Origin of the sequence: Mycolicibacterium pallens, from assembly GCF_019456675.1 — a bacterium.
Classification (GTDB): Bacteria; Actinomycetota; Actinomycetes; order Mycobacteriales; family Mycobacteriaceae; genus Mycobacterium; species Mycobacterium crocinum.
Map to the genome: position 1 here is coordinate 2749936 of NZ_CP080333.1, position 26058 is coordinate 2775993.

At 67.2% G+C, this 26058-nt stretch carries 21 protein-coding genes; 14 read left to right on the forward strand and 7 right to left on the reverse strand.

Annotation, left to right across the window (positions count from 1 at the left end; translation table 11 throughout):
• Positions 1-173: 173 nt before the first annotated feature.
• Positions 174-3293, forward strand: a complete 3120-nt coding sequence (gene ileS, locus K0O64_RS13520; RefSeq protein ID WP_096312848.1) for an isoleucine--tRNA ligase — start codon at positions 174-176, stop codon at positions 3291-3293.
• Here ileS and K0O64_RS13525 read toward each other — a convergent pair.
• Positions 3280-4419 (reverse strand): hypothetical protein, encoded by a 1140-nt coding sequence (locus K0O64_RS13525; protein WP_071945130.1) that lies wholly within the window; start codon positions 4417-4419, stop codon positions 3280-3282. The two genes, ileS and K0O64_RS13525, sit on opposite strands and share 14 nt — an antisense overlap.
• Before the next feature lie 31 nt (positions 4420-4450).
• On the opposite strand from K0O64_RS13525, the gene K0O64_RS13530 reads away from it, so the two are divergent.
• A complete protein-coding gene (locus tag K0O64_RS13530) occupies positions 4451-4843 on the forward strand; it encodes a hypothetical protein (RefSeq protein WP_125477434.1) in 393 nt (130 codons plus the stop codon).
• Positions 4844-4970: 127 nt separating this feature from the next.
• Positions 4971-5711, forward strand: a complete 741-nt coding sequence (locus K0O64_RS13535; protein WP_096311378.1) for a hypothetical protein — start codon at positions 4971-4973, stop codon at positions 5709-5711.
• Here K0O64_RS13535 and K0O64_RS13540 read toward each other — a convergent pair.
• On the reverse strand, positions 5708-6496 hold the full coding sequence (locus tag K0O64_RS13540) for a hypothetical protein (protein WP_096311379.1): 789 nt from the start codon (positions 6494-6496) through the stop codon (positions 5708-5710). The genes K0O64_RS13535 and K0O64_RS13540 overlap by 4 nt on opposite strands.
• Positions 6497-6693: 197 nt before the next feature.
• Positions 6694-7005, reverse strand: a complete 312-nt coding sequence (locus K0O64_RS13545; RefSeq protein ID WP_125477435.1) for a hypothetical protein — start codon at positions 7003-7005, stop codon at positions 6694-6696.
• A 108-nt stretch (positions 7006-7113) separates the two neighbouring features.
• On the opposite strand from K0O64_RS13545, the gene K0O64_RS13550 reads away from it, so the two are divergent.
• The gene (locus K0O64_RS13550) at positions 7114-8490 is read left to right on the forward strand and encodes a DNA polymerase IV (protein WP_230986045.1); all 1377 of its coding nucleotides are present in this window, start codon (positions 7114-7116) and stop codon (positions 8488-8490) included.
• On the opposite strand, the gene K0O64_RS13555 is transcribed toward K0O64_RS13550, so the two are convergent.
• A complete protein-coding gene (locus K0O64_RS13555; RefSeq protein WP_096311381.1) occupies positions 8443-9360 on the reverse strand; it encodes an asparaginase in 918 nt (305 codons plus the stop codon). The two genes, K0O64_RS13550 and K0O64_RS13555, sit on opposite strands and share 48 nt — an antisense overlap.
• A gap of 28 nt (positions 9361-9388) precedes the next feature.
• On the opposite strand from K0O64_RS13555, the gene lspA reads away from it, so the two are divergent.
• The 9 genes from lspA (at position 9389) to K0O64_RS13600 (ending at position 20760) form a co-directional block, all read left to right on the forward strand.
• Positions 9389-9985 carry a signal peptidase II gene (gene lspA, locus K0O64_RS13560; RefSeq protein WP_096311382.1) on the forward strand — a complete coding sequence of 199 codons (597 nt, stop codon included), beginning with the start codon at positions 9389-9391 and terminating at the stop codon, positions 9983-9985.
• Complete coding sequence (locus tag K0O64_RS13565; RefSeq protein ID WP_096311383.1) at positions 9985-10911, forward strand: RluA family pseudouridine synthase; 927 nt, start codon at positions 9985-9987, stop codon at positions 10909-10911. The genes lspA and K0O64_RS13565 overlap by 1 nt, the downstream gene beginning before the upstream one ends.
• Positions 10908-11804: an EamA family transporter RarD gene (gene rarD, locus K0O64_RS13570; RefSeq protein WP_096311384.1), complete on the forward strand. Its 897-nt coding sequence runs from the start codon at positions 10908-10910 to the stop codon at positions 11802-11804. The genes K0O64_RS13565 and rarD overlap by 4 nt, the downstream gene beginning before the upstream one ends.
• Before the next feature lie 484 nt (positions 11805-12288).
• A complete protein-coding gene (locus tag K0O64_RS13575) occupies positions 12289-15924 on the forward strand; it encodes a nitrate reductase subunit alpha (protein WP_256385484.1) in 3636 nt (1211 codons plus the stop codon).
• Entirely contained in the window at positions 15924-17573 is a 1650-nt protein-coding gene (gene narH / locus K0O64_RS13580) for a nitrate reductase subunit beta (RefSeq protein WP_096311386.1), read from the forward strand. The genes K0O64_RS13575 and narH overlap by 1 nt, the downstream gene beginning before the upstream one ends.
• Positions 17570-18169: a nitrate reductase molybdenum cofactor assembly chaperone gene (narJ, locus tag K0O64_RS13585; protein WP_217353568.1), complete on the forward strand. Its 600-nt coding sequence runs from the start codon at positions 17570-17572 to the stop codon at positions 18167-18169. The genes narH and narJ overlap by 4 nt, the downstream gene beginning before the upstream one ends.
• Entirely contained in the window at positions 18166-18909 is a 744-nt protein-coding gene (gene narI, locus K0O64_RS13590; protein ID WP_071945106.1) for a respiratory nitrate reductase subunit gamma, read from the forward strand. Before narJ ends, narI begins: the two co-directional genes overlap by 4 nt.
• Positions 18906-20126, forward strand: a complete 1221-nt coding sequence (locus K0O64_RS13595) for an MFS transporter (RefSeq protein ID WP_096312851.1) — start codon at positions 18906-18908, stop codon at positions 20124-20126. Before narI ends, K0O64_RS13595 begins: the two co-directional genes overlap by 4 nt.
• A gap of 37 nt (positions 20127-20163) precedes the next feature.
• Positions 20164-20760 (forward strand): SecDF P1 head subdomain-containing protein, encoded by a 597-nt coding sequence (locus K0O64_RS13600; protein ID WP_096311387.1) that lies wholly within the window; start codon positions 20164-20166, stop codon positions 20758-20760.
• Here the strand turns inward: K0O64_RS13600 and K0O64_RS13605 are convergent.
• Positions 20757-21086 carry a DUF202 domain-containing protein gene (locus K0O64_RS13605; RefSeq protein ID WP_096311388.1) on the reverse strand — a complete coding sequence of 110 codons (330 nt, stop codon included), beginning with the start codon at positions 21084-21086 and terminating at the stop codon, positions 20757-20759. The genes K0O64_RS13600 and K0O64_RS13605 overlap by 4 nt on opposite strands.
• Positions 21083-21454, reverse strand: coding sequence for a DUF202 domain-containing protein (locus K0O64_RS13610; RefSeq protein WP_071945100.1), 372 nt, complete (start codon positions 21452-21454; stop codon positions 21083-21085). The genes K0O64_RS13605 and K0O64_RS13610 overlap by 4 nt, the downstream gene beginning before the upstream one ends.
• Positions 21455-21524: 70 nt before the next feature.
• On the opposite strand from K0O64_RS13610, the gene dnaE reads away from it, so the two are divergent.
• Positions 21525-25079, forward strand: a complete 3555-nt coding sequence (dnaE, locus tag K0O64_RS13615) for a DNA polymerase III subunit alpha (RefSeq protein WP_096311389.1) — start codon at positions 21525-21527, stop codon at positions 25077-25079.
• Here dnaE and K0O64_RS13620 read toward each other — a convergent pair.
• Entirely contained in the window at positions 25076-25987 is a 912-nt protein-coding gene (locus tag K0O64_RS13620; RefSeq protein ID WP_096311390.1) for a CE1 family esterase, read from the reverse strand. The two genes, dnaE and K0O64_RS13620, sit on opposite strands and share 4 nt — an antisense overlap.
• Between the last annotated feature and the right edge of the window lie 71 nt (positions 25988-26058).

The following is a 26058-nucleotide window of genomic DNA, read 5'->3' on the forward strand; positions in this document are numbered from 1 at the left end:
GCCCGCGCCGCGGCGCGGAGATGACCGAGTAGAACCGAACGGGTGGGCCCGTCACAGCCTGTCAAGAGCGACGCACGTCGACGTGCGTAAGCGGGGTGGTACCGCGGCGCTCGCGCACTCCGCGCGTCGTCGTCCCCGTGTCCAGACACCTGGCACAGGAGACGAACGCGCCCGTGACCGAGAATGGCTACCCCAAGCCGGCCGGTGGCTCACCCAATTTTCCTGCCCTGGAACTCGAGGTTCTCGACTACTGGGCGGCCGATGACACTTTCCGCGCCAGCATCGCGCAACGCGACGGCGCCGAGGAGTACGTCTTCTATGACGGTCCGCCGTTCGCCAACGGTCTGCCGCACTACGGCCATCTGCTGACCGGCTACGTCAAGGACATCGTGCCGCGCTATCGCACGATGCGCGGCTACAAGGTGGAGCGCCGGTTCGGCTGGGACACCCATGGTCTGCCCGCCGAACTCGAGGTGCAGCGCCAGCTCGGTATCACCGACAAAGCCCAGATCGAAGAGATGGGCATCGAGAAGTTCAACGACGCCTGCCGGGCCTCGGTGCTCAAATACACCAGCGAATGGCGCGAGTACGTCACCCGCCAGGCCCGCTGGGTCGACTTCGACAACGACTACAAGACACTGGACCTGTCCTTCATGGAGTCGGTCATCTGGGCCTTCAAACAGTTGTGGGACAAGGGCCTGGCCTACGAAGGCGTGCGGGTGTTGCCGTACTGCTGGAACGACGAGACCCCGCTGTCGTCGCATGAACTGCGCATGGACGACGACGTCTACCAGAGCCGGCAGGATCCGGCGATCACCGTCGGTTTCCGGGTGACCCAGGCCGGCTCCGATCTTGATGGCGCCTACCTGCTGGTGTGGACCACCACGCCGTGGACGCTGCCGTCCAACCAGGCCGTCGCGGTGAACCCTGACGTCACCTATGTGGTGGTGGGTGTGGATGGCCGGCGCCTGGTGCTGGCGCAGGCCCGGCTGGGCGCCTACGCCCGCGAGTTGGGGGAGGACCCCGAGGTGCTGGCCACCGTCACTGGTGAGCAGCTACTCGGGCTGCACTACCTGCCGCCGTTCCCGTATTTCATGTCCTCCGCCAACGCTTTTCAGGTGCTGCGGGGGGACTTCGTGACGACCGAGGACGGCACCGGTATGGTGCACATGGCGCCCGCCTACGGCGAGGACGACAAAGCCACCACCGACACCGTCGGCATCGTGCCGGTCACGCCGGTGGACTCCAAGGGCCGATTCGATGCGACCGTGCCCGACTACCAGGGCCAGCACGTGTTCGACGCCAATCCGCAGATCATCCGTGACCTGAAGAACGGAACCGGGGCGGCCGCGGTCAACGCACCCGTGCTGATCCGCCATGAAACCTACGAGCACTCTTACCCGCACTGCTGGCGCTGCCGCAATCCGCTGATCTACCGCGCGGTGTCGTCGTGGTTCGTGAAGGTGACCGAGTTCCGCGACCGGATGGTCGAACTCAATCAGCAGATCACCTGGTATCCCGAGCATGTCAAGGACGGACAGTTCGGCAAGTGGCTGTCGGGGGCCAGGGATTGGTCGATCTCGCGAAACCGATACTGGGGCACCCCCATTCCGGTCTGGGTTTCCGACGATCCGGCCTATCCGCGCATCGACGTCTACGGCAGTCTCGACGAGCTCGAACGCGATTTCGGGGTGCGGCCGGACAACCTGCACCGGCCCTACATCGACGAGCTGACGCGGCCGAATCCCGATGACCCGAGCGGCAATTCGTCGATGCGCCGCATCGAGGACGTCTTCGACGTGTGGTTCGACTCCGGGTCGATGCCCTATGCCCAGGTGCATTATCCGTTCGAGAACCAGGATTGGTTCCAGACTCACTTCCCGGGCGACTTCATCGTCGAGTACATCGGTCAGACCCGCGGCTGGTTCTACACCCTGCACGTGCTCGCCAGTGCGCTCTTCGACACGCCGGCGTTCAAAACCTGTGTGTCACATGGGATCGTGCTCGGCAACGACGGCGCCAAGATGAGCAAGTCGCTGCGTAACTATCCCGACGTCAACGAGGTGTTCGACCGCGACGGCTCCGACGCCATGCGGTGGTTCCTGATGGCGTCGCCGATCCTGCGCGGCGGCAACCTGATCGTCACCGAGCAGGGCATCCGCGAAGGCGTCCGCCAGGTGCTGCTGCCACTGTGGAATGCCTACAGCTTCCTGACCTTGTACGCGCCGAAAGTCGGTACCTGGCGCACGAATTCATCCAACGTCTTGGACCGCTACATCCTGGCCAAACTCGCCGAGTTGCGCGACCAGCTCACCGACTCGATGGACGTCTGCGACATCTCCGGGGCCTGCGAGCAGCTGCGCCAGTTCACCGAGGCGTTGACGAACTGGTATGTGCGCCGGTCGCGTTCACGATTCTGGGAAGAGGATCCCGACGCCATCGACACCCTGCACACCGTGCTCGAGGTGACCACCCGGCTGGCGGCTCCGCTGCTGCCCATGGCCACCGAGGTGATCTGGCGCGGCCTGACGGGCGAGCGCTCGGTGCACTTGACCGACTGGCCGGAGCCAGGGGTCGTCCCGGCCGACCCGGCGCTGGTCGCGGCCATGGACCAGGTGCGCGACGTGTGCTCGACGGCGTCGTCGCTGCGCAAGGCGAAGAAGCTGCGGGTGCGGCTACCGCTGCCGAAACTCACTGTGGCAGTGGAGGACCCGCAGAGCCTGGAGCCGTTCACGGATCTGATCGCCGACGAGCTCAACGTCAAGGCCGTCGAGCTCACCGACGACGTGCCCGCCTACGGCCGCTTCGAGCTCGCGGTCAACGCTCGCGCCGCCGGCCCACGCATCGGCAAGGACGTCCAGGCTGCGATCAAGGCCGTCAAGGCCGGTGACTATGTCCTCAACGCCGACGGCACGCTCAGCGCGGGCCCGGCCGTGCTCCTTCCGGAGGAGTTCACAGCCAAGCTGGTGGCCGCCGACCCGGAGTGGACGGCCGCACTGCCCGACGGTGCGGGCCTGGTGGTGCTGGACGGCGCCGTCACCCCTGAGCTGGAAGCCGAGGGCTGGGCCAAGGACCGTATCCGCGAACTGCAGGACCTGCGGAAGTCGAGCGGCCTGGACGTCAGCGATCGCATTCGGGTGCTCATGGCGGTGCCCGCCGAACGGGCGGATTGGGCTGCGGCTCATGCCGATCTGATCTCGGGCGAAATCCTGGCGACCAGTTTCGATTTCGGCGAGCCCCAGGACGGCGTGGAGATCGGCGACGGCGTGCGCGTCGCGATCACGAAGGCGTAGCGGCGGTCTGAACGCTTGCTGGTGGCGCGATGTTGCTGAACCACCCACCCAGGCCGATCGCGCCCCAGAAAATCACCGCAGCCAGCGCCAGGCGCACGGGTAGCGTCACACCCGCGATCGCATAGGCCAATGTCTGTACCAATCGCCCGAGTCGTGACTGCCCGAGCTCCTGCAGTTTTTCTCTAAGGCGTTCCAGGTCGAAACCCCATGGGAAGCCTGCGACATCCACCACCGCGGTACCGGTGGTGGTGTCAACGGTCGCCCTCAGTCCAGCGAATGTCTCAACGATGACTGTCGTGCCGGCTTGTGTCACCGATCCGGCGCCGACGGTGCCGGTGAGGTCGGTGGTGACGCCCACTTGCTTGCCCGTGCTGGTGTCGATCACCGCGACGTGGGTGCTGCTGCCGTGGGTGTTCGTGGCGCCGACCGCGGTAATGAGGGTCAAGCGGGTTCCGTCGCTGACCGGATTGAGTCTGGTGGTGCCAGCAATCGTGACGCCGGTACCCGTTTGGGTGGCCGTGGTGATATCCAGCAGCACCACTCGTGTCTCGTCGGCGGCGCTGACGATGAACAGGACGTGAGCGCCATCTGCGCTCGTCGTGGGCCCAGGCCAGCTGAGGATCTGGCCCGGGAACGTCAGTGTTGCACCGGTCTGCTCGCCGGTGGCCGAATCGATGGTCGTGATATGAGTCAAGTCGCTGAGGCTTGTGGTGATCACAAGATGGGTCTGATCATCGTCGGTTAGCGAATATCCGCGTGTCCCTTCAACTGTGAGCGTCTTGCCGGCTTGTTCGCCGGTGATGGTGTCGATGACGACGATCGCGGTGGTGTCCACATCGTCAACGGCGATGTGTGTGCTCGGCTTATTGACGGCGATAAGTACATGGACGCCGTCCGCATTGATCAGCGGAGAATTGAATTGTCGGCCATCGAGGACGCGCGTCTCGCCCAGCTGGGTGCCGGTGGTGATGTCGACGACGGCGATCTCAGTCTTGTGCGAATAACCGGTGTAGACGGTGTTGGTGACCACAGCGCGGGTGCCACCGGCGGCGTAGGTAAGCGTCGGCTCGCTGCCGTCGAGGATGACGGTGTCACCTATCTGAGCTCCGGTGCCGCTATCGTGCACCGTTACCTCGTTCCCATCCCACTGGGGGTCGATGACTACCACCGTTGGCGCGGTGGACGCGGCCGCGCCAGCCGCAGAAGGGGCTAGCTCACGACGCGCGACCGCGGCCGAAGCCCAAGCCGTCGGCGAGTCGTCGGTACCGCCAGAGTCCCCGCCGAGGATCCGCAGCAGTCGCTGCGGCGCCCTGACCGTTCCGCGCGCTGCCTGCTGCGCGCGCTTCGAGGTCGGCGTGGATCCGACTCGAACAGCGTTGGCGGGCTTCGGCCGCGCCGATACAGCTTTGTGCATCGATGAAGACCCAGCTGAGGCGGCGGAACTGTTGTCGGCCGACGCGGCCGGAGCGGCCCACGATATCGCCGCGCCGACACCCAGCGCGATCGCCAATCCGCCAACTCTGCCCACACGGCGCCCAGATCTCATGTGAATCCCCCGGAGTAGTCATCCTTCACTCAATCGTGGGTCTTGGGCACACGACGGCTTGCAGTAACCGACTACCGCATTAGGGCCACGACGAACTGCGCTATCGGAGCCCAGGGGGTACTCAGGGCCTCATGGCAGACGACGCGCTCGACGAGCTCTATGCGCAACCGCCCGACAAGTTCACTGCGAAGCGCGCCGAATTGGGCAAGCGGGCCAAGCAGGACGGTGACGCCGAGGCGACCAAGGCGATCAAAGCCGCGCGCAAGCCGACGAAGGCGGCCTGGGTGGTCAACCTGCTTGCGATTCGGGATTCCTCGGTGCGACCGCAGCTGAGCGGACTCGGTGAGCGGCTGCGCGCCGCGCATCAGAAGATGGATGGGAAACGCATCCGCGAACTGTCCGCAGAGCAGCGCCATCTCATTGATGCGTTGGCAGCGAAAGGCTTTGAGCTGGCGCAGATCATTGAACCCGCCGCGTCCGTGCGCGAGGACGTGGTCGGCACGTTGCAGGCGGCCGTCGCTGATGCTGAGGTGGCCGCAGCGCTGGGCCGCCTCGCCAAGCCCGAGAGCTGGTCCGGCTTCGCCGAGGGCGTGGAGCCCTCCGAGGATGCGGAGCGCGCCCCGGAGCCGGCCAGACCCACGGCTCGCGAGAAGCGCGAGCAGGGGAAGCGCCACAGAGAACGCGAGAAGGCGGAAGCGTTGGTGCACGCCGCCGAGCGAGAACGCGACACCGGCCGGAAGCGGGTCGATGACGCGCAGCGCCAACTCCACGACGCCCTGCAGGAACTCGACGACGCCGAACAGGTGTTGGCCGAGGCGACGCGTCGATTCGAGTCAACCGATCGCGGCCTCGGCGGCCGGCAGCAGCCCTAACGTCCGCAAGGTGTCTCCGATTGCCGCGGGTACCAGAGGATCGCGGGCAGGACGTAGAACGCCATGATTGCGGAGCCGAGAAATCCGGCGACGAGAAGGCCGGAGTAGACAGCTTCACCGATTCGGGTGTTCCAGAAACCCGCCGGGTTGAAATGCCACTGGGGCAGCATAGTTCGCGCGGCGCCGGTGGCCAGGTCGATGGTCGTCGTGGCTCCGGTGCTGGTGTGAATCACGACGCTGTCACCGTCGAGCGTCGGTGGGGGCGAATCCAAGATCGTGCCCGCGAGCGTTTGAGTGGTGCCGATCTGGCTGCCTGTCGTGGCATCGAAGATGGCGACCCGATTGGAGACGACCCCGGTCGCCGAGTCGGTGAAGGCGGTCGTGATCACAGCGTGGCCGTCGGCGGTCACGATTGGTGCCCGGTCTTGAAGGCCGTCGACTCTAACCGTGGGTTTCGAGATACTGGCGGGCGTACCGGTCGCGGTGTCCATGACCGTCACCAACGTGTCCCCGAGATCGGCGTCGTAGTAGACGGTGGTGATCAATGCGTGGACGCCATCGGACGCCAGTTGCGGTGCGCGGTCCGGATACCCGCGCAAGAAGAAGCCTTCCCACGCGCCGCCGGTGGTGTCGACCAATCTGGCGAACGAACCGGAGCCGTAAAGGACCCCGACGGTGAGAACCTGAGACGCGTCCGCCGTCACAATCAGCGGCGGAGCGAACGTCGAGTCACCGGTGAACGTCAGCGTGGTGCCGACCTGCGCGCCGGTGACGGTGTTGATCACAGCCAGATGGGAGGTCGACTTGTAGTCGGACTCGTCGAACGCCGTGGTGATGACGGCGTGCTGGCCGTCGGTGCTGTATGCGGGCGTGCCGGGAGTGCCCTCGATAACGATCCTCGTTCCGATCTGGGCTCCGGTTGCGTCGACGACCCCGACCAGGGTGACTGGTTTGTTGTCGGCGTCGTAGTCGGTGGTGACGCTCAGGGTGTTGCCGACCGCCGCCGGCGGCCGAATCGCACCGGCAGCTGTTCGCCTCGCATCCGTTGCGCCGGTAGCGTCGCCGAAGGCGTTGGCGCGCTGGCCTTTCGCGTTGGCGCACGCCTCATCGACGCCACCGTGTTCGTGCGTTGGGTGACCCGCGCCGTTTTGGCCGTGCCCGAGTGACCGGACGAGGTCGACGTGGCCGACGACGCATCCGCCGACGCGGCGGGGGCATTGAGGATCACCGCGGCGCCGACCCCCAGCGCCACGGCCAGTCCGCCGGCATAGCCGATGAGGTGTCCTGTGCTCATGCCGGTGATTCTGGGCCTCGCCACGCCCGCGGCATTAAGCAAGCGGCTACTGCATTCGGCCTGCCAATAGCATCGGGTGTCGTGGAGCGCTGGGTCCTGCATTTCGACATGGATGCGTTTTTCGCGTCCGTCGAACAGCTGACCCGTCCGACCCTGCGCGGCCGCCCCGTCCTCGTCGGTGGTCTCGGCGGCCGCGGTGTGGTGGCCGGCGCCAGCTACGAGTCGCGGGTGTTCGGTGCTCGCTCGGCGATGCCGATGCACCAGGCCCGTCGTATGGTCGGCGCCGGCGCGGTGGTGCTGCCGCCGCGCGGCGTGGTCTACGGCGTGGCCAGCCGCCGCGTGCTGGACACCGTGCGCGCCATGGTGCCCGTCCTCGAGCAGCTGTCGTTCGACGAGGCGTTCGGCGAGCCGGCCGAGCTGGCCGGCGCCAGCGCCGAGGAGGTCGAGGAGTTCGCCGTGATGCTGCGCCGGCGGGTCCGCGAGGAAACCGGCCTGGTGGCATCCGTCGGGGCCGGGTCGGGCAAGCAGATCGCGAAGATCGCGTCGGATCTGGCCAAGCCCGACGGGTTCCGGGTGGTCCGTCGCGACGAGGAACGCACGCTGCTGGACTCCCTTCCGGTGCGAAGGCTGTGGGGGATCGGCCCGGTGGCCGAGGACAAGCTGCACCGGCTGGGCATCGACACGATCGGCCAGCTCGCCGCCCTGACCGACGCGGAGGCGGCCAGCGTCCTGGGCGCCACCGTCGGGCCCGCGCTGCACCGCCTGGCCCGCGGTATCGATGACCGCCCGGTGGCCGAACGCGCGGAGGCCAAGCAGATCAGCGCCGAGTCGACATTCCCCGCGGACCTGACCACCATTGAGCAGCTGCGCGAGGCCATGGGCCCGATCGCCGAGCACGCCCACCGGCGCCTGGAGCGGGACGGTCGCGGCGCCCGCACGGTCACCGTCAAACTCAAGCGGTCCGACATGAGCACGCTGACCCGGTCGGCGACGCTGCCCTACGCGACCGGCAACCTCGGCACATTGACCGCCACCGCGCTGCGGCTGCTGCTCGACCCCCGGGACGTCGGCCCCATTCGCCTTCTCGGCGTTGGCTTTTCGGGGTTGTCCGATGTTCGCCAGGAATCGTTGTTCCCCGATCTGGAGCAGCAGGAGGCCGAGGTCGTCGATACGCCGGACACTCCCGCGCCGACACCGGAGCGGGCGCCCGACGCGGGTGGCTGGCGCATCGGCGACGACGTCCGTCATCCCGAGTTCGGCCACGGCTGGGTGCAGGGCGCCGGCCACGGTGTGGTCAGCGTGCGATTCGAAACCCGCGGCAGCGGACCGGGGGTGATGCGGACCTTCCCCATCGATCACCCCGAATTGCTCAAGGCCAACCCGGTCGACAGCCTGGACTGGGCCGACTATGTCGCCGAGATCGAAGACCGGGCCCGCTCAGCCCAGGCGCTCGATGACGCCGGCGACCGGCAGCCCCACCCCTAACGCCGCCATCACCAGCACCCGGGCCTGGCTGCTGCGCACCCGCGGCACCAACACGGCACCCGCGGCCACCAGGTCGTGGCCGGGCCCGTAGGCCGCCGCGGTGCGCCCACCGGGCACCCGGGTGCTCACTGCGACGGCCACCCCGCGGGCACTGGCCCGGCGCACCGCCTCGACGACGGGCGTCCCGGCGTTGCCCGCCCCCATCGCCTCGATCACCAGGCCGGCGGCACCGGCGTCGACGAACGCGTCGATCGCCGTCCCGTCGGCGCCGGGATAGGCCGCCACGATGTCGACGCGTACCGCTTCGGCGACCGGGCCCAGGTAGGCCCGCTCCTTGCGCGCGGTCACACCGAACGTCCCGTCGCTGACCCGGCCCACGGGCGGGCGCCCGCCGAACAGGTCGGTGCCACCGACCTTGCTGGTGCCGAGCGGGGGCAGCACCCGCCCGGCGAAGCAGATCAGCACCCCCAGGCCGCGGGCGAGTGGGCTGCCCGCCACGGCCACGGCATCGCGGAGGTTGGCCGGACCGTCGGCGTCGGGGTCGTCGGCCGACCGGGCGGCCCCGGTCACCACGACCGGCACGTCGCCGTCGTAGGTGAGTTCCAGCCACAGCGCGGTCTCTTCCATCGAATCGGTGCCGTGGGTGACGACCACACCGTCGGCGTCCCGGGCGGCGTCGGCGACAGCCTGTCCGATGCGCAGCCACTCGGCCGGGCTCAGCTGGGAACTGTCCAGCGTGAACAGGTCGATCACCCGCGCATCCAGCCCGGCGGCCAACTCCGCGCCGCTGTGGACGGGTCGCAGGACGCCCTCGCCGTCGGCGCTGGTCGCTATGGTCCCGCCGGTGGTAACGACGACGAGTCGGGGCATGCCCAACAGACTAGGGAATGATGGGGGGGTGACCGACGAATCCAGTAGCAGCACCGAACCGGCGATCGACACCGCCGACCACCAGGTCGGCCGGTCATCGTCGCCACGACGGCTGCGGCTGCTGTTGTCGGTGGCGGGCGTAGTGCTGGCCCTCGACGTGATCACCAAAGTTCTGGCCGTGCGGTGGCTGACTCCCGGTCAGCCGGTGTCGATCATCGGTGACACCGTCACCTGGACGCTGGTCCGCAACTCCGGTGCGGCGTTCTCCATGGCCACCGGCTACACCTGGGTGCTGACGCTGGTTGCGACGGGTGTCGTTGTCGGCATCTTCTGGATGGGCCGACGGCTGGTGTCGCCGTGGTGGGCTGTCGGGCTCGGGATGATCCTGGGCGGCGCGCTGGGCAATCTGGTCGACCGGTTCTTCCGCTCGCCCGGTCCGCTGCGCGGGCACGTCGTCGATTTCCTGTCGATCGGGTGGTGGCCGGTGTTCAACGTGGCCGATCCGGCGGTCGTCGGCGGTGCCATTCTGCTGGTCGCGCTGTCGCTGTTCGGCTACGACTTCGACACCACCGGTCGCCGCAAGGCAGAGCCGGCCGCAGGCGACGACAAGGCCGAGACGGCCTGATGGCCGAACGGTCCATGCCGGTCCCCGAGGGTCTGGCCGGCATGCGTGTCGATGCGGGATTGGCTCGGCTGCTGGGGCTTTCGCGCACGGCCGCGGCCGCGATCGCCGAGGACGGCGGCGTCGAACTCGACGGCGCGCGGGCCGGCAAGTCGGACCGTCTCGAGGCCGGTGCGTGGCTGCATGTGCAGATCCCGGAGGAAGCACCGCCGCCGGAGAACACGCCCGAAGAGATCGAGGGCATGACCATTCTGTACTCCGATGCCGACATCGTCGCCGTCGACAAGCCGCCGGGCGTGGCCGCCCACGCGACGGTCGGCTGGCACGGGCCGACGGTGCTCGGCGGGCTGGCGGCCGCGGGTTTCCGGATCAGCACCTCCGGGATCCACGAGCGGCAGGGCATCGTGCACCGCCTCGACGTCGGCACCTCGGGGGTCATGGTGGTCGCCTTGTCCGAGCGGGCCTACACCCTGCTCAAACGGGCGTTCAAGCAGCGCACCGTCGACAAGCGGTATCACGCTGTGGTGCAAGGACATCCGGATCCCTCGAGCGGGACCATCGATGCGCCGATCGGCAGGCACCGCGGCCACGACTGGAAGTTCGCCGTCACCGAGACCGGACGGCACAGCATCACCCACTACGACACCGTCGAAATGTTCAGGGCGGCAAGTCTTCTCGATATTCACCTGGAAACGGGTCGCACCCATCAGATCCGGGTGCACTTCGCCGCCCTGCACCACCCGTGCGCCGGTGATCTGACCTATGGTGCCGACCCGGTGCTCGCCAAGCGACTCGGCCTCGAGCGGCAGTGGCTGCATGCGCGCTCGCTGGCGTTCGCGCACCCGGCCGACGGCAGGCGCTTCGAGGTGACCGCGCCCTACCCGGCCGATCTGCAGCATGCGCTTGACGTGCTGCGCGGCGAATCGTGACGGCCACCAAACAGGACACCAAGACCGGCGGTTTGCTCTACGGTATCGGCGCCTACGGTTCGTGGGGCTTGTTCCCGGCATTCTTCCCGTTACTGAAACCGGCTGGGGCACTTGAGGTTCTGGCCCACCGCATCATCTGGACGCTGATACTGATGGCCGGCGTGCTGGTGGCAATGCGCAAGCTGTCCGATCTGCGGTCGATCACCGGGCGCACCTGGCTGCTGCTGTTCTGCGCGTCGGCACTGGTGTCGGCGAACTGGGTCATCTTCATCTTCGCGGTCAACAACGGCCATGTGGTCGACGGCGCCCTCGGCTACTTCATCAACCCACTAGTCAGTGTGCTGCTCGGAGTGCTGATCTTCCGAGAGCGGCTCAACCGGGCTCAGATGGTGGCCGTGCTGATCGCGCTGGCGGCGGTGGTGCTGCTGGGCATCGAGGTCGGCGGCCCGCCGTTCATCGCGCTGGGGCTGGCCTTGACGTTCGGCCTCTACGGCGTGGTCAAGAAGGTGGTGGCATGCGATCCGCGGGTCAGCGTCGGGGTCGAGGCCGCGATCGCGGCACCCTTCGCGATCGCCTACATCGCCGTGCTGGAGCTGAGCGGGCACGGCCAGTTCACCGCCAACGGGCCGGGCCACATCGCGTTGATGATGCTGTCGGGGCCGATCACCGCGATCCCGCTGCTCTTCTTCGCCGCCGCCGCCCAGCGGCTTCCGCTGGTCACCCTCGGGCTGCTGATGTACCTGAATCCGGCCATGCAGATGACCTGGGGAGTGGTGGTGGCGCACGAGCCGATGCCCCCTGCCCGCTGGGTCGGCTTCGCGCTGATCTGGCTGGCGTTGCTGGTGTTCAGCGGTGATGCGCTGCGGCGGTCTCGGGTGCAGGTGCCGTACTAACGGCGTCATTTGGTCCCCGCGAACGATTACTTCACCCAGCAAACGGGTGGGGCGCTGGCTTTCGACCTTAGTTTTCGTGAGTGCTCCCGGTCCGGATATTGTCGCGATCACGACGTGATGATCGGGTGGGTATCAGGTGGGCCGTTCGCCAGCGTTAGGGAGCTTCTACGTAGGTGCTGCCTATTAGTCGTGTTCGGTGTCTGACTGATATTTGCCAGTCTTCATGCCCTGCGTCGACTGGGTTCGGTGGTGGGTGTGATCATTCTCGACATCGGCGTCATCTACGGGCGCTACGCGAGGAATCAGCCGGCGGTCGACACACCGCCAACCGCATTCTCGCAACGAGTTTTGTCACACCCATGATCGCGCTGGCGGTGATTCCATCGGAAGCATCCCGGCCTTCGATGCCCCGGTTCCCATGTGACACGAACAATTCTCCGCAAAGCCACGTTGCGGCGTATTGCCAAGCGCCACAATGGTGGTGATGGGTGGGGACTCTGCGTCTGAGGCGCTGCTGAAGCTGGGCCGATATGTCACCGGCTGGTCGGAGTCGGACGACGGCCGGGCCGTCTTTCGCCGCGGCGGGCGCGCCGGCGATGTCTTCTACCGCGACCGCTGGAGCCACGACAAGGTGGTCCGGTCCACCCACGGGGTGAACTGCACCGGGTCGTGTTCGTGGAAGGTGTACGTCAAGGACGGCATCATCACCTGGGAGATGCAGGAGACCGACTATCCCTCGGTCGGTCCCGATCGCCCCGAATACGAGCCGCGGGGGTGTCCGCGCGGCGCCGCGTTCTCCTGGTACACCTACTCACCGACCCGGGTCCGCTACCCCTACGTGCGCGGGGTGCTGCTCGAGATGTACCGGGAGGCCAAGGCGCGCCTTGGCGATCCGGTGCTGGCCTGGCGAGACATCACCACCGACCCCGACCGCCGTCGCCGCTATCAACAGGCGCGCGGCAAGGGCGGTTTGGTGCGGGCATCCTGGCAGGAAGCGGTCGAGATCGCGGCGGCCGCCCACGTCAACACCATTGCCACCTACGGGCCGGACCGCTGCGCCGGATTTTCGCCGATCCCGGCGATGTCCATGGTCTCGCACTGTGTGGGCACCCGGTTCATCCAGCTCATCGGCGGGGTCATGACCTCGTTCTACGACTGGTACGCCGATCTGCCGGTCGCCAGTCCGCAGGTGTTCGGCGACCAGACCGACGTGCCGGAGTCGGGGGACTGGTGGGACGCCACCTACTTGATGATGTGGGGATCGAATGTACCGGTGACGCGCACCCCGGACGCGCACTGGATGGCCGAAGTACGCTACCGCGGAACGAAAGTCGTCGTCGTCAGCCCCGACTACGCCGACAACACCAAATTCGCCGACGAGTGGATGCCCGCTCAGCCGGGCACCGACGCGGCGCTCGCGATGGCCATGGGCCACGTGCTGCTCACCGAGTTCTTCGTGCAACGGTCGGTGCCGTTCTTCACCGACTACGTGCGGACCTACACCGACCTGCCGTTCCTGGTCCGCCTCGATCCACACGACGACGCCTACGTACCCGGCAAGTTCCTCACCGCCGCCGATCTGTCCGATGACACCGCCACCGAGGACGCCTGGAAGACGGTGCTGCTCGACGAGAACACCGGCGCACCCGTAATACCCAACGGCTCCATCGGATTCCGCTACGCCGAATCGGGCAAGGGGCGCTGGAACCTCGACCTCGACGGTGTCACCCCGGCCCTGACCATGACCGGTGCGCAGGCCGACCCGGTCGAGGTGCTGCTACCGGCGTTCGACGCGCCCGACGGGTCCGGTTCGGTGTTGCGCCGCGGGGCGCCGGCCCGCAGGGTCGGCGGCCACCTGGTCACGACGGTCTTCGACCTGATGCTGGCCCAGTACGGCGTGGCGCGACCGGGCCTGCCGGGCCAGTGGCCCGACGGATACGACGACGCCGACACGCCCTACACCCCGGCGTGGCAGTCCACGATCACGAATGTGCCTGCCGCGCAGTGCATCCGCATCGCACGCGAGTTCGCCACCAACAGCGAGCAGTCGCAGGGCCGGTCGATGATCATCATGGGCGCCGGCATCTGCCAGTGGTTCCACGGCGATGTGACCTATCGGGCGATCCTGGCACTGCTGATCCTGACCGGCTGTATGGGCCGCAACGGCGGGGGTTGGGCGCACTATGTCGGGCAGGAGAAATGCCGGCCGATCACCGGCTGGATATCGCTGGCCAACGCGCTGGACTGGTCGCGCCCGCCGCGCACCATGCCCGGCACCTCGTACTGGTACATGCACACCGACCAGTGGCGCAACGACGGCTACCTCGCCGACTCGCTCAACTCTCCACTGGCCCAAGGCCATCTGGCCGGTGCGCACACCGCCGACGCGATCGCCACCTCCGCCGCGAACGGCTGGATGCCGTTCTACCCACAGTTCAGCACCAACCCGCTGCAGGTCGCCGAGGACGCACAGGCCGCGGTCGAGGCCGGAACCGCCGGCAGTGCCGCCGAGTACGTCACCGCGGCGCTGGGGGACGGCCGACTCGAGCCGGCGATCCGGGACATCGACGCGCCGCAGAACTGGCCGCGCACGCTGGTGCTGTGGCGGTCCAACCTGATGGGCAGTTCGGCCAAGGGCAACGAGTATTTCCTCCGCAATCTGCTCGGCACCCATCACAACGTGCTCGGTGAGGAAAATCCCGCCGCGCCCCGGCCATCTGAGGTCGTCTGGCACGACCGCGCTCCGGAGGGCAAGCTGGACTTGCTGGTGTCGGCCGATTTCCGGATGACGTCGACGACCCTGCTGTCCGATGTCGTGCTGCCCGCCGCCACCTGGTACGAGAAGCACGACCTCAGCTCGACGGACATGCACCCGTTCGTGCACGCGTTCACTCCGGCCATCGACCCGCCGTGGGAAGCCAAGACCGATTTCGACGCGTTTCATCTTCTGGCGCAGCGCTTTTCCGAACTCGCACGCACCCACCTGGGGGTCCGCAAGGACCTGGTCAGCGTACCGCTGATGCACGACACCCCGGGGGAGACGCCGCCGCCCGGCCCGACAAAGCCGATCTACACGGTCGTCGAACGCGATTACACCGCGATCGCCGACAAGCTGGCCACCGTCGGGCCGCTCGCCGACAGCGCCGGGTTCACGGTCAAGAACGTCACGTTCCCGCTAGCTGCCGAGACAGCGCGGCTGGCGCACACCAACGGGGTGATGCTCGGCGGCGCCGGCGACGGCAGACCGGCGATCGACACCGACGCCAAACTGGCCGAGGCGATCCTGTCGTTCTCCGGAACCACCAACGGCGCGCTGGCGGTCGCGGGATTCCGCAGTCTCGAGGAGCGCGTCGGCAAGCAGCTGCACGACCTGGCCGAAGGATCGGACGAGAAACGCATTACGTTCGCCGACACGCAGCGCGCCCCGGTCCCGGTGATCACCTCACCGGAGTGGTCCGGCTCGGAGACCGGCGGGCGCCGTTACGCGCCGTTCACCGTGAACATCGAGCGGCTCAAGCCTTTTCACACGCTGACCGGCCGGATGCAGTTCTACCTCGACCACGACTGGTTGCAAGATGCCGGCGAAGCGCTGCCGATCTACCGGCCGCCACTGGACATGCACCGGCTGTTCGGCGAGCCGCGGCTCGGTGACGACGGTTCGACCCAGGTGACGGTGCGCTACCTGACCCCGCACAACAAGTGGTCGATCCACTCCGAGTATCAGGACAACCTGTTGATGCTGTCGCTGTCGCGTGGCGGCCCGACGGTGTGGATGAGCACCGGTGACGCCGCCGGCATCGACGTCGCCGACAACGACTGGGTCGAATGTGTCAATGCCAACGGGGTTTTCGTCGGCCGGGCGATCGTGTCGCCCCGGATCCCGGACGGGTTGGTGTATGTGCATCACGCCCAGGAGCGCACCATCGACGTGCCCAAGTCGGTGACCACCGGCCGGCGCGGCGGTATCCACAACTCGGTGACCCGGCTGCTGGTCAAACCGACCCACCTGATCGGTGGCTACGCCCAGCTGTCCTACACGTTCAACTACCTGGGCCCGACCGGAAACCAGCGCGACATCGTGGCCACCGTACGCAAGCGACCGCAGGAGGTGAGCTACTGATGCGGGTGATGGCCCAGATGGGCATGGTGATGAACCTCGACAAGTGCATCGGCTGCCACACCTGCTCGGTGACCTGCAAGCAGGCCTGGACCAACCGGGCCGGCACCGAGTATGTCTGGTTCAACAACGTGGAAACCCGCCCGGGACAGGGTTATCCGCGCCGTTACGAAGACCAGGATCGCTGGCGCGGCGGCTGGGAGCTGACCAGGCGGGGCAAGCTGCGGCCCAAATCCGGCGGCCGGCTGGCCAAGCTGCTGGGCATCTTCGCCAGCCCGGTCCAGCCCGAGTTGGCGGACTATTACGAGCCGTGGACGTATGACTATCAGAGCCTGGTGGACGCCCCGCTGGGCGACGACTTCCCGGTGGCCCGGCCGAAATCATTGATCACCGGAAAAGACACCGCGGTCACCTGGTCGGCAAACTGGGACGACAACCTGGGCGGGGCAAGTGAATACGGGGACCGCGACCCGATCGTCGAGAAGGTCCGCCGCGAGTCCGAGGAGAAGGTCCGCTTCGAACTCGAGAAGACCTTCATGTTCTACCTGCCCCGGATCTGTGAGCATTGCCTCAACCCGTCGTGTATGGCGTCGTGCCCGTCGGGGGCGATCTACAAGCGGGCCGAGGACGGCATTGTGCTGGTCGACCAGGACCGCTGCCGCGGGTGGCGGCAGTGCATCACCGGCTGCCCCTACAAGAAGGTGTATTTCAATCACCGCTCCGGCAAGGCGGAGAAGTGCACGCTCTGCTACCCCCGCATCGAGGTCGGCCAGCCGACCGTGTGCGCGGAGACCTGCGTCGGGAGGCTGCGTTACCTGGGCCTGTTCCTCTACGACGTCGACCGGGTCGGGGAGGCGGCGGCCACCACCGATCCTCAAAAGCTCTACGAGGCACAGCTCGACGTGCTGCTCGACCCGCACGACCCGTCGGTGGCCGCGGCGGCCCGGCGCGACGGCATCCCTGAGGACTGGTTGCAGGCCGCGCGCCGGTCACCGGTGTACGCGTTGGCCAAGGTGTACCGGGTTGCGCTGCCGCTGCATCCGGAATACCGCACCATGCCGATGGTCTGGTACGTGCCGCCGCTGTCGCCGGTGGTCGATGTGCTCAGCGCGCAGGGCCACGACGGTGAGGATTGCGCGAACCTGTTCGGCGCCATCGAGGCACTGCGCATCCCGGTGGAGTATCTGGCCGAGCTCTTCACCGCCGGACGCACCGACATCGTCACCGAGGTGCTGCGCAAACTGGCGGCTATGCGGTCGTACATGCGTGGCGTCACGCTGCGGGGTGAGGGCGATCCGGCTGTTGCTGCCGGCGTCGGCATGTCGGAGGAAACGATCTATGAGATGTACCGACTGATGGCGATCGCGAAATATGAAGAGCGCTATGTGATTCCGACGGCCTATCAGGAGCAGGCGCACGAGCTGGAGGAGATGGGCTGCGCACTGGACTTCGACGACGGTCCGGGGATGTACGAGTCCGGGCCGTTCGGGGAAGCCAGCGGCCGGCCGACGCCTGTGGCGGTCGAGACGTTCACCGCGTTGCGGCAGCGCCAGACCAGCGATGCGGCGGCCTCCAGTGAGGAGTTGCGCACCGAGCGGGTGAACCTGCTGAACTGGGACGGCAACGGTGCGCCGGAAGGGTTGTTCCCGTGAGAATTCGGCGACGTGAGCCCGACCACCGGGTGCTATACCTGGTGGCGGCACGCTGCCTCGATTATCCGACGGCCGAGTTCGTCGCGATGCTCCCCGCCTGTGTGGCGGCGCTCGCCGAGCACGGTGATTCGCCACCCGTTGTCACGCTGGGGGAGTTGCTCGCCGAGCTGAGGACCCGGACATTGGCCGACCTTCAGAACAACTACGTCGAGACCTTCGACTTCAGCTCCAAACACGCGCTGTATCTGTCGTATTGGTCCGACGGCGATACTCGCCGCCGGGGTGAGGTGCTGGCCCGCTTCAAGTCCGTCTATCGCCAGAGCGGCGCCGTCATCGACACCCACGGCGAGTTGCCCGACTACCTGCCGCTGGTTCTGGAATTCGCGGCTCGCGGCGATCTCGAGGCCGGCCGCGCGCTGCTCGCGCAGTACCGCCCGAGTCTGGACATGCTTCACAAGAGCCTGCACAGCAAGGGAAGTCATTACGCCCGAGCCGTCGCCGCGGTGTGCGACACGCTTCCGGCAGCCCATGCGACAGAAGCGCCACCACCGCCCACCGAACTGGTGGGCCTGACCGGATACCAGGGGCGGCCATGACCATTCTGCTCTGGGGTGTGCTGCCGTATCTGTGTATCGGCAGCCTCGTCGGCGGGTCGATCTGGCGATACCGCTACGACAAGTTCGGCTGGACCACCCGCTCGTCGCAACTGTATGAGTCGCGCCTGCTGCGGATCGGTTCGCCGCTGTTCCACTTCGGCATTCTGGTGGTGGTCGTGGGACACGTTGTCGGCCTGCTGATTCCGCAGTCCTGGACCGACGCGATCGGCGTCGACGAGAGCCTGTACCACTTCCTGGCACTGTCACTCGGTGCGGTCGCCGGCGTGTGCACGCTGGCCGGCATCGTGATCCTGGTGTACCGCCGTCGCACCACCGGGCCGGTGTTCATGGCGACCACCAAGAACGACAAGCTCATGTATGTGCTGCTGGTCGGCGCGATCGTGCTGGGTTTGTGGACCACGGTGGTGGCGATCGGCGAAGGCCAGGACGCGGCGAACTACCGCGAGACGGTGTCGCCGTGGTTCCGTTCGGTGCTGGTGCTGCGACCCGACGTCGCCGCGATGGCGGCCGCGCCGATTCAGTTCCACATCCACGCCGTCGTCGGAATGCTGCTGTTCGCGGTCTGGCCCTACACCCGGTTGGTGCACGCGTTCACCGCGCCGGTGCACTACCTGTTCCGGCCCTACATCGTCTACCGGTCCCGCGATCAACGACCGATCGGCACCCGCCCCACCCGAACGGCGTGGAGCGCGGTCGGAACCGCGGACCGCGACCGATGAGCGCGCCGGGGATCGACACCGACGCCGCCCTGCCGGGGCGGGGGCGCAATCTCGCGCTGGCGACATGGGCGTTCGCCGTGACGTTCTGGGCGTGGAACATCATCGGGCCGTTGGCTGTCCGCTACGCCGAGCACATGCACCTCAACAACAACCAGAAGGCGCTGTTGATCGCCACGCCGGTGTTGGTGGGGGCGGTCGGCCGGATTCCGGTGGGGGCGCTCACCGACCACTACGGCGGACGGCTGATGTTCCCCATCATCACCGCCGCCACCGCGCCGCTGGTTCTGCTGGTCGCGTTCGCCGGCAATGCCGGGTCGTTCACGCTGATGCTGGTGTTCGGCTTCCTGCTGGGCCTGGCCGGCACGACATTCGCGATCGGTATTCCGTTCGTCAACCAGTGGTATGCGCCGAGCAAGCGCGGTTTCGCCACCGGAGTGTTCGGTGCCGGCATGGGTGGCACCGCGCTGTCGTCGGCGTTCACCCCGCGGTTCGTCGCCTGGTTCGGCTACACGACCACCCACGTCATCCTGGCCGTGGCACTGGTCGCGACCGCGACGCTGTGCTGGTTCGGGATGCGTAACTCACCGAGATATGTGCCGAACCTCGATCCGGTGTTACCGAAACTGCTTGCGGCGCTGAAGCTTCCGGTGACCTGGCAGATGTCGTTGCTCTACGGCGTGGTCTTCGGCGGATTCGTGGCCTTCTCCACGTACCTGCCGACGTATCTGAAGGACGTCTACTCGTTCGACCTCGCCGGTGCGGGCACCCGCACCGCCGGATTCGCGATCGCGGCGGTGGTCGCGCGGCCGATCGGCGGCATCCTGTCCGATCGGATCAGCCCGCGCACCGTCGTGAGCATCTCGTTGCTCGGTACCGCGGTGCTGGCCGCCGTGGTGGCGTTCCGCCCGCCGCTGGAGTGGCCGGCCGGTGTCGACTTCGTCGGTCTCGCGTTCTTCCTCGGGTTGGGCACCGGTGGTGTGTTCGCCTGGGTCGCGCGGCTTGCCCCGCCGGAGCGGGTCGGCAGCGTCACCGGGTTGGTGGGCGCAGCCGGCGGACTGGGTGGCTACTTCCCCCCGTTGGTCATGGGCGCCACCTACGAGTTGCTGCTGCCGGGTTACGGCATCGGGTTGGCGCTGCTGACCCTGGTCGCCCTCGGCGCAATGGTGTTCGCGCGGTTCGGGGTCAAGGACGCGCCGCGCGATGCCCGATTGGGGTAGCTTCTCCTCGGCACGTTCGCTGTAGATCGAGGAGCGCATGACGGACAACTCCCTCCGTAACCGGCGGATCATGATCGCGATCGTCGCCGCGGTGGCAGCGATCGCCATCGTCGTGCCGGTCGCCGGTGTGTTGCTGGCTCCGTTGTTGAACAAGCATCAGGACCTCGACAGCGCGTTGACCACGACCACCACGACGCCGCCGCCGCTGACGATCAAGCCACTGTCGCTGCGGCCGGTGACCGGAGGCCCCTTCGTCATCCGGCCGGGGGACTGCGACCCGCCGCCCCCGACGCCCCCCGAGGCGCCGCTGCGGATCTGCGACATCCTCAAGTCCGCGGTGTACGAACTCGGGCCTCAGGCGCTGACGGTTCAGCTCACCGACGTCGACTCGTTCCTGAACCCGTTGACCGCCAAGCAGATGGTCCAGGTGACCATGACCCCGGAGTCGGCGCGCGCGTTCGCCGAGTTCACCTCCTCGCACATCGACCAGCAGGTCGCGTTCGTGCGGGCCAATGTGGTCGTGTGGGCGCCGAAGATCACCGAGCGGATCGACGGCGAGGTGCTGCAGCTCTCCGGTGACGTGAGCGAGGAGCAGGCCCGCGAAATAGCGCGCATGCTCAAAGACGAGGCCTAGAGGCGGCTGTACTCCACGAGGATTGCCGCGCCCACCCCGGCGATGAGCGCGATCATGAACGCCGTGGCCGCTGGGACGAAGTATCGCGACAACGGTGTCTGCCCGGTCAGCACGGTGTCGCGGACCCGTTGGTAGCGCCGCCGGACCAGAACGAGGCTGCCGAGCGCGGCGGCGCCGGTGAGCAGGACGCCGGGCCACAGCGGAAACCGTTCGACCACACTCCACCGCACCAGCAGGGCACCGATCGCGAGCACTCCGATGATCGTGCGCTGCCAGGCGAGTGCCGTCCGCTCGGCCACCGCCGTGGCGTCCGGGCTCGCGGTCACCGACCGAACTCGGCGAGGTAGACCAGCACTGCCGCGGCCACGATGATGATGGCCGCCCCGGAGACGATGATCCGGGGAAGTGGATCGGTCGGCAACGGCCGCTTCTCGCGCATTGCCCGCTCGGCGCCATCCCACCGGACGTATGCCCCGGCGGTGACGATCAACGACAGCACCAGCAGCAGCACCGTGATCACGATCCGGAACGGACGCGGACCGAAATCGTGGACCAGGCTGGCCAGCGCCACAGCGCCGGCCAGCAGCGCCAGCCCCGTCCGCAACCAGGCCAGAAAGGTCCGCTCGTTGGCCAGTGTGAAGCGGTAGTCGGGGTCGGTACCCACGCTGCGCAGCGGGGGCTTGCGGGCGAACATGAGAATCACCCTAGACACGTGCCGCGACACGCCGAAGGCTGTCGGTGCGCGGCCCTAGACTGACGGGCCTATGGGTACTGGAACGTCTGCCGGATCTTTTGTGCACCTGCACAACCACACCGAGTACTCCATGCTCGACGGTGCCGCGAAGATCACGCCCATGCTGGCCGAGGCGCAGCGCCTGGAGATGCCCGCCATCGGCATGACCGACCACGGAAACATGTTCGGGGCCAGTGAGTTCTACAACGCGGCCACCAAGGTAGGCATCAAGCCGATCATCGGCGTCGAGGCCTACATCGCGCCCGGTTCGCGCTTTGACACCCGCCGCATCCTGTGGGGCGATCCGGGCCAGAAGAGCGACGACGTCTCGGGTAGCGGCTCCTACACCCACATGACGATGGTCGCCGAGAACGCGACCGGCTTGCGCAACCTGTTCAAGCTGTCCACGCTCGCCTCGTTCGAGGGCCAGCTCGGCAAGTGGTCGAGGATGGACGCCGAGATCATCGCCGAGCACGCCGAGGGCATCATCGCCACCACCGGCTGCCCGTCGGGTGAGGTGCAGACCCGGTTGCGCCTCGGCCACGAGAAGGAGGCGCTGGAGGCGGCCGCCAAGTGGCGGGAGATCTTCGGGCCGGACAACTATTTCCTCGAACTCATGGACCACGGCCTGTCGATCGAGCGCCGGGTCCGGGAGGGCCTGCTCGAGGTCGGCCGCAAGCTCGGCATCCCGGCGCTGGCCACCAACGACTGCCACTACGTCACCCGCGACGCCTCGCACAACCACGAAGCGCTGCTGTGCATCCAGACCGGCAAGACGCTGTCGGACCCCAACCGGTTCAAGTTCGACGGCGACGGCTACTACCTGAAGTCAGCCGCCGAGATGCGCGCGCTGTGGGACGCCGAAGTTCCGGAGGCCTGCGATTCCACGCTGCTGATCGGCGAGCGGGTGCAGTCCTACGCCGATGTGTGGACCCCGACCGACCGGATGCCGATCTTCCCGGTTCCGGACGGGCACGACCAGGGCAGCTGGCTGCGTCACGAGGTGGAGGCCGGTCTGCGCCGGCGCTTCCCGGACGGGGTGCCCTCGGAGTACACCGAGCGGGCCAGCTACGAGATCGACGTCATCTGCGGCAAGGGTTTCCCGTCGTACTTCCTGATCGTGGCCGACCTGATCAACTACGCGCGCTCCATCGACATCCGGGTGGGCCCCGGCCGTGGATCGGCGGCCGGGTCGCTGGTGGCCTACGCGCTGGGCATCACCAACATCGACCCGATCCCGCACGGTCTGCTGTTCGAGCGCTTCCTCAACCCCGAACGCCCGTCGGCCCCCGATATCGATATCGACTTCGACGACCGCCGACGCGGCGAGATGGTGCGCTACGCCGCCGAGAAGTGGGGGAGCGACCGGGTCGCCCAGGTCATCACCTTCGGTACCATCAAAACCAAAGCGGCGCTGAAGGATTCGGCCCGCGTTCACTACGGCCAGCCCGGCTTCGCGATCGCCGACCGGATCACCAAGGCGCTGCCGCCGCCGATCATGGCCAAGGACATCCCGCTCTCGGGTATCACCGACCCGAACCACGAGCGGTACAAGGAGGCCGCCGAGGTCCGCGGGCTGATCGACACCGACCCCGACGTCCGCACCATCTACGAGACCGCCCGCGGGCTCGAAGGCCTGGTCCGCAACGCCGGCGTGCACGCCTGCGCGGTGATCATGAGCTCCGAGCCGCTCATCGAGGCGATCCCGCTGTGGAAACGGCCGCAGGACGGCGCCGTCATCACCGGCTGGGACTACCCGTCGTGCGAGGCCATCGGCCTGCTGAAGATGGACTTTCTCGGCCTGCGGAACCTGACGATCATCGGCGACTGCATCGAGAACATCAAAGCCAACCGGGGCATCGACCTGGATCTGGACACGTTGCCGTTCGACGACCCCAAGGCTTACGAGCTACTGGGCCGCGGCGACACCCTGGGTGTGTTCCAGCTCGACGGCGGGCCGATGCGCGACCTGCTGCGGCGCATGCAGCCGACCGAGTTCAACGACATCGTCGCCGTTCTGGCGCTGTACCGGCCCGGCCCGATGGGCATGAACGCCCACAACGACTACGCCGACCGCAAGAACAACCGGCAGGCCATCAAGCCGATCCACCCGGAGCTCGAGGAGCCACTCAAGGAGATCCTCGCCGAGACCTACGGCCTGATCGTCTATCAAGAGCAGATCATGTTCATCGCCCAGAAGGTCGCCTCCTACTCGATGGGCAAGGCCGATGCGCTCCGAAAAGCCATGGGCAAGAAGAAGCTCGAGGTCCTCGAGGCCGAGTATCAGGGCTTCAAGGAGGGGATGACCGCCAACGGATTCTCCGAAAAAGCGGTGAAAGCCCTGTGGGACACCATCCTTCCGTTCGCCGGCTACGCGTTCAACAAATCGCACGCCGCCGGCTACGGGCTGGTGTCGTACTGGACGGCCTACCTCAAGGCGAACTACCCGGCCGAGTACATGGCCGGCCTACTCACCTCCGTCGGTGACGACAAGGACAAGGCAGCCGTCTACCTCGCCGACTGCCGTCGGCTCGGCATCACCGTGCTGCCGCCCGACGTCAACGAGTCGGTGCAGAACTTCGCCTCGGTGGACGACGACATCCGTTTCGGGCTCGGCGCCATCCGCAACGTCGGGGCCAACGTGGTCAGCTCGCTGATCGCCACCCGCACCGACAAGGGGAAGTTCACCGACTTCTCCGACTACCTGAACAAGATCGACATCGCGGCCTGCAACAAGAAGGTCACTGAATCTCTGATCAAGGCAGGCGCTTTCGACTCGCTGAAGCATCCGCGTAAGGGTCTGTTCCTGATCCACACCGATGCGGTCGACTCGGTGCTGGGCACCAAGAAGGCCGAGGCGATCGGCCAGTTCGACCTCTTCGGCGGTGGCGATAACGACGGCGATACGGGGGATTCCGCGTTCACCATCCGCGTGCCCGACGAGGAATGGGACGACAAGCACAAGCTGGCCCTGGAGCGGGAGATGTTGGGACTGTACGTCTCGGGGCATCCCCTCAACGGGGTGGCGCACCTGCTGAACGCCCAGGTCGACACCCAGATCCCGGCCATTCTCGCCGGTGACGTCGCCAACGACACCCAGGTGCGGGTCGGCGGCATCCTCGCCGGCGTCAACCGGCGGGTCAACAAGAACGGAATGCCCTGGGCCTCCGCGCAGTTGGAGGACCTCACGGGTGGCATTGAGGTGATGTTCTTCCCGCAGACCTACTCGCTGTTCGGCGCCGAGATCGCCGACGACGCGGTGGTGCTCGTCGGCGGTAAGGTCCGCATGCAGGATGACCGGATGTCGCTGATCGCCAACGAGCTTGTGGTGCCAGACTTTTCGAACGCCCAGGCGAACCGGCCGTTGGCGGTGAGCCTGCCCACCCGGCAGTGCACGATCGACAAGGTGACCGCGCTCAAGCAGGTGCTGGCCCGCCATCCCGGCACGGCCCAGGTGCACCTGCGGCTGATCAGCGGCGACCGGATCACCACGCTGGAACTCGACCAGGCGCTGCGGGTCACACCGTCCTCGGCGCTGATGGGGGACTTGAAGGCCCTGCTGGGACCTGGCTGCCTAGGCGGCTAGCGCGAGCGGGCGTGCTGGGTGAAGAACTGCCAGATCGCCGCCGTCGCATCCAATGCCGTCGACGGCGGCGACAGGCCGGCGATCTTCTCCACCACGGGGTTCGACACGCCGCCCGGCCATTGATGACCGGCGCCGGCGATGGCGATCAGTTCCACGGTGCGGCCCTCAGGGCAGTCGGCTCGCAGAGTTGTGACCTCACCACTGCTCGATGAAACCGGGGGCGCACAGCCGTCGATTGTGCGCCAGTCGGCGTTGACCGACTCGACGGAGGGTCCGTCGACCCTCGGTGAGCCCGACGCGGTGAGCGCCGTGCCGGGGCCGCCGCCGTAGGGCACCCGGTCATCGGCAGTGCCGTGGATCTGCAGTACCGAGGTCGGTGACGCGCCGGAGCACCCGGTCAGCAGGGTGCCTGCGACCGGTGCGACTGCTGCGAAAAGTGAGCTCTGACAAGCCAACCGCAGTGCCATCATGGCTCCATTCGACATGCCGGTGACGAACACCCTCGTGGTGTCGACGGGGATCTGCTGTTCGATCGCGGCCACCATGGCGGTAATGAAAGCGACATCATCGACGCCGGTTCGGGCCGGTCGGCCACAGCATGATCCCGCGTTCCATGCCCGGTCCACGCCGTCCGGATAAGCAACCAGGAAGCGTCCCGAGTCGGCCTGCGCATCCCAGTGATAGGCGCGCTCGGCTTGTGCTCCGTCGCCGTAGCCACCGTGCAACATCACGACCAGCGGTGCAGGTCCGGAGAGACCGTCGGGCCGATACAGGTGAAACGAACGCATCACGCCGCCGACGGACAGCGATTGGGTGGACTGTCCCGGCATGCCTGCCGCGCGGCCGCCACCCAGGCACCCGGCGACGGTCAGGACGACGGCACAGGTCACGCCGATCATGTACGCCATTCGCGTCCGCACCGGATCATCCTTACGCGCTCAGCCGTGATTGACAAGTCACTTGTCAAAATTGGGAACGA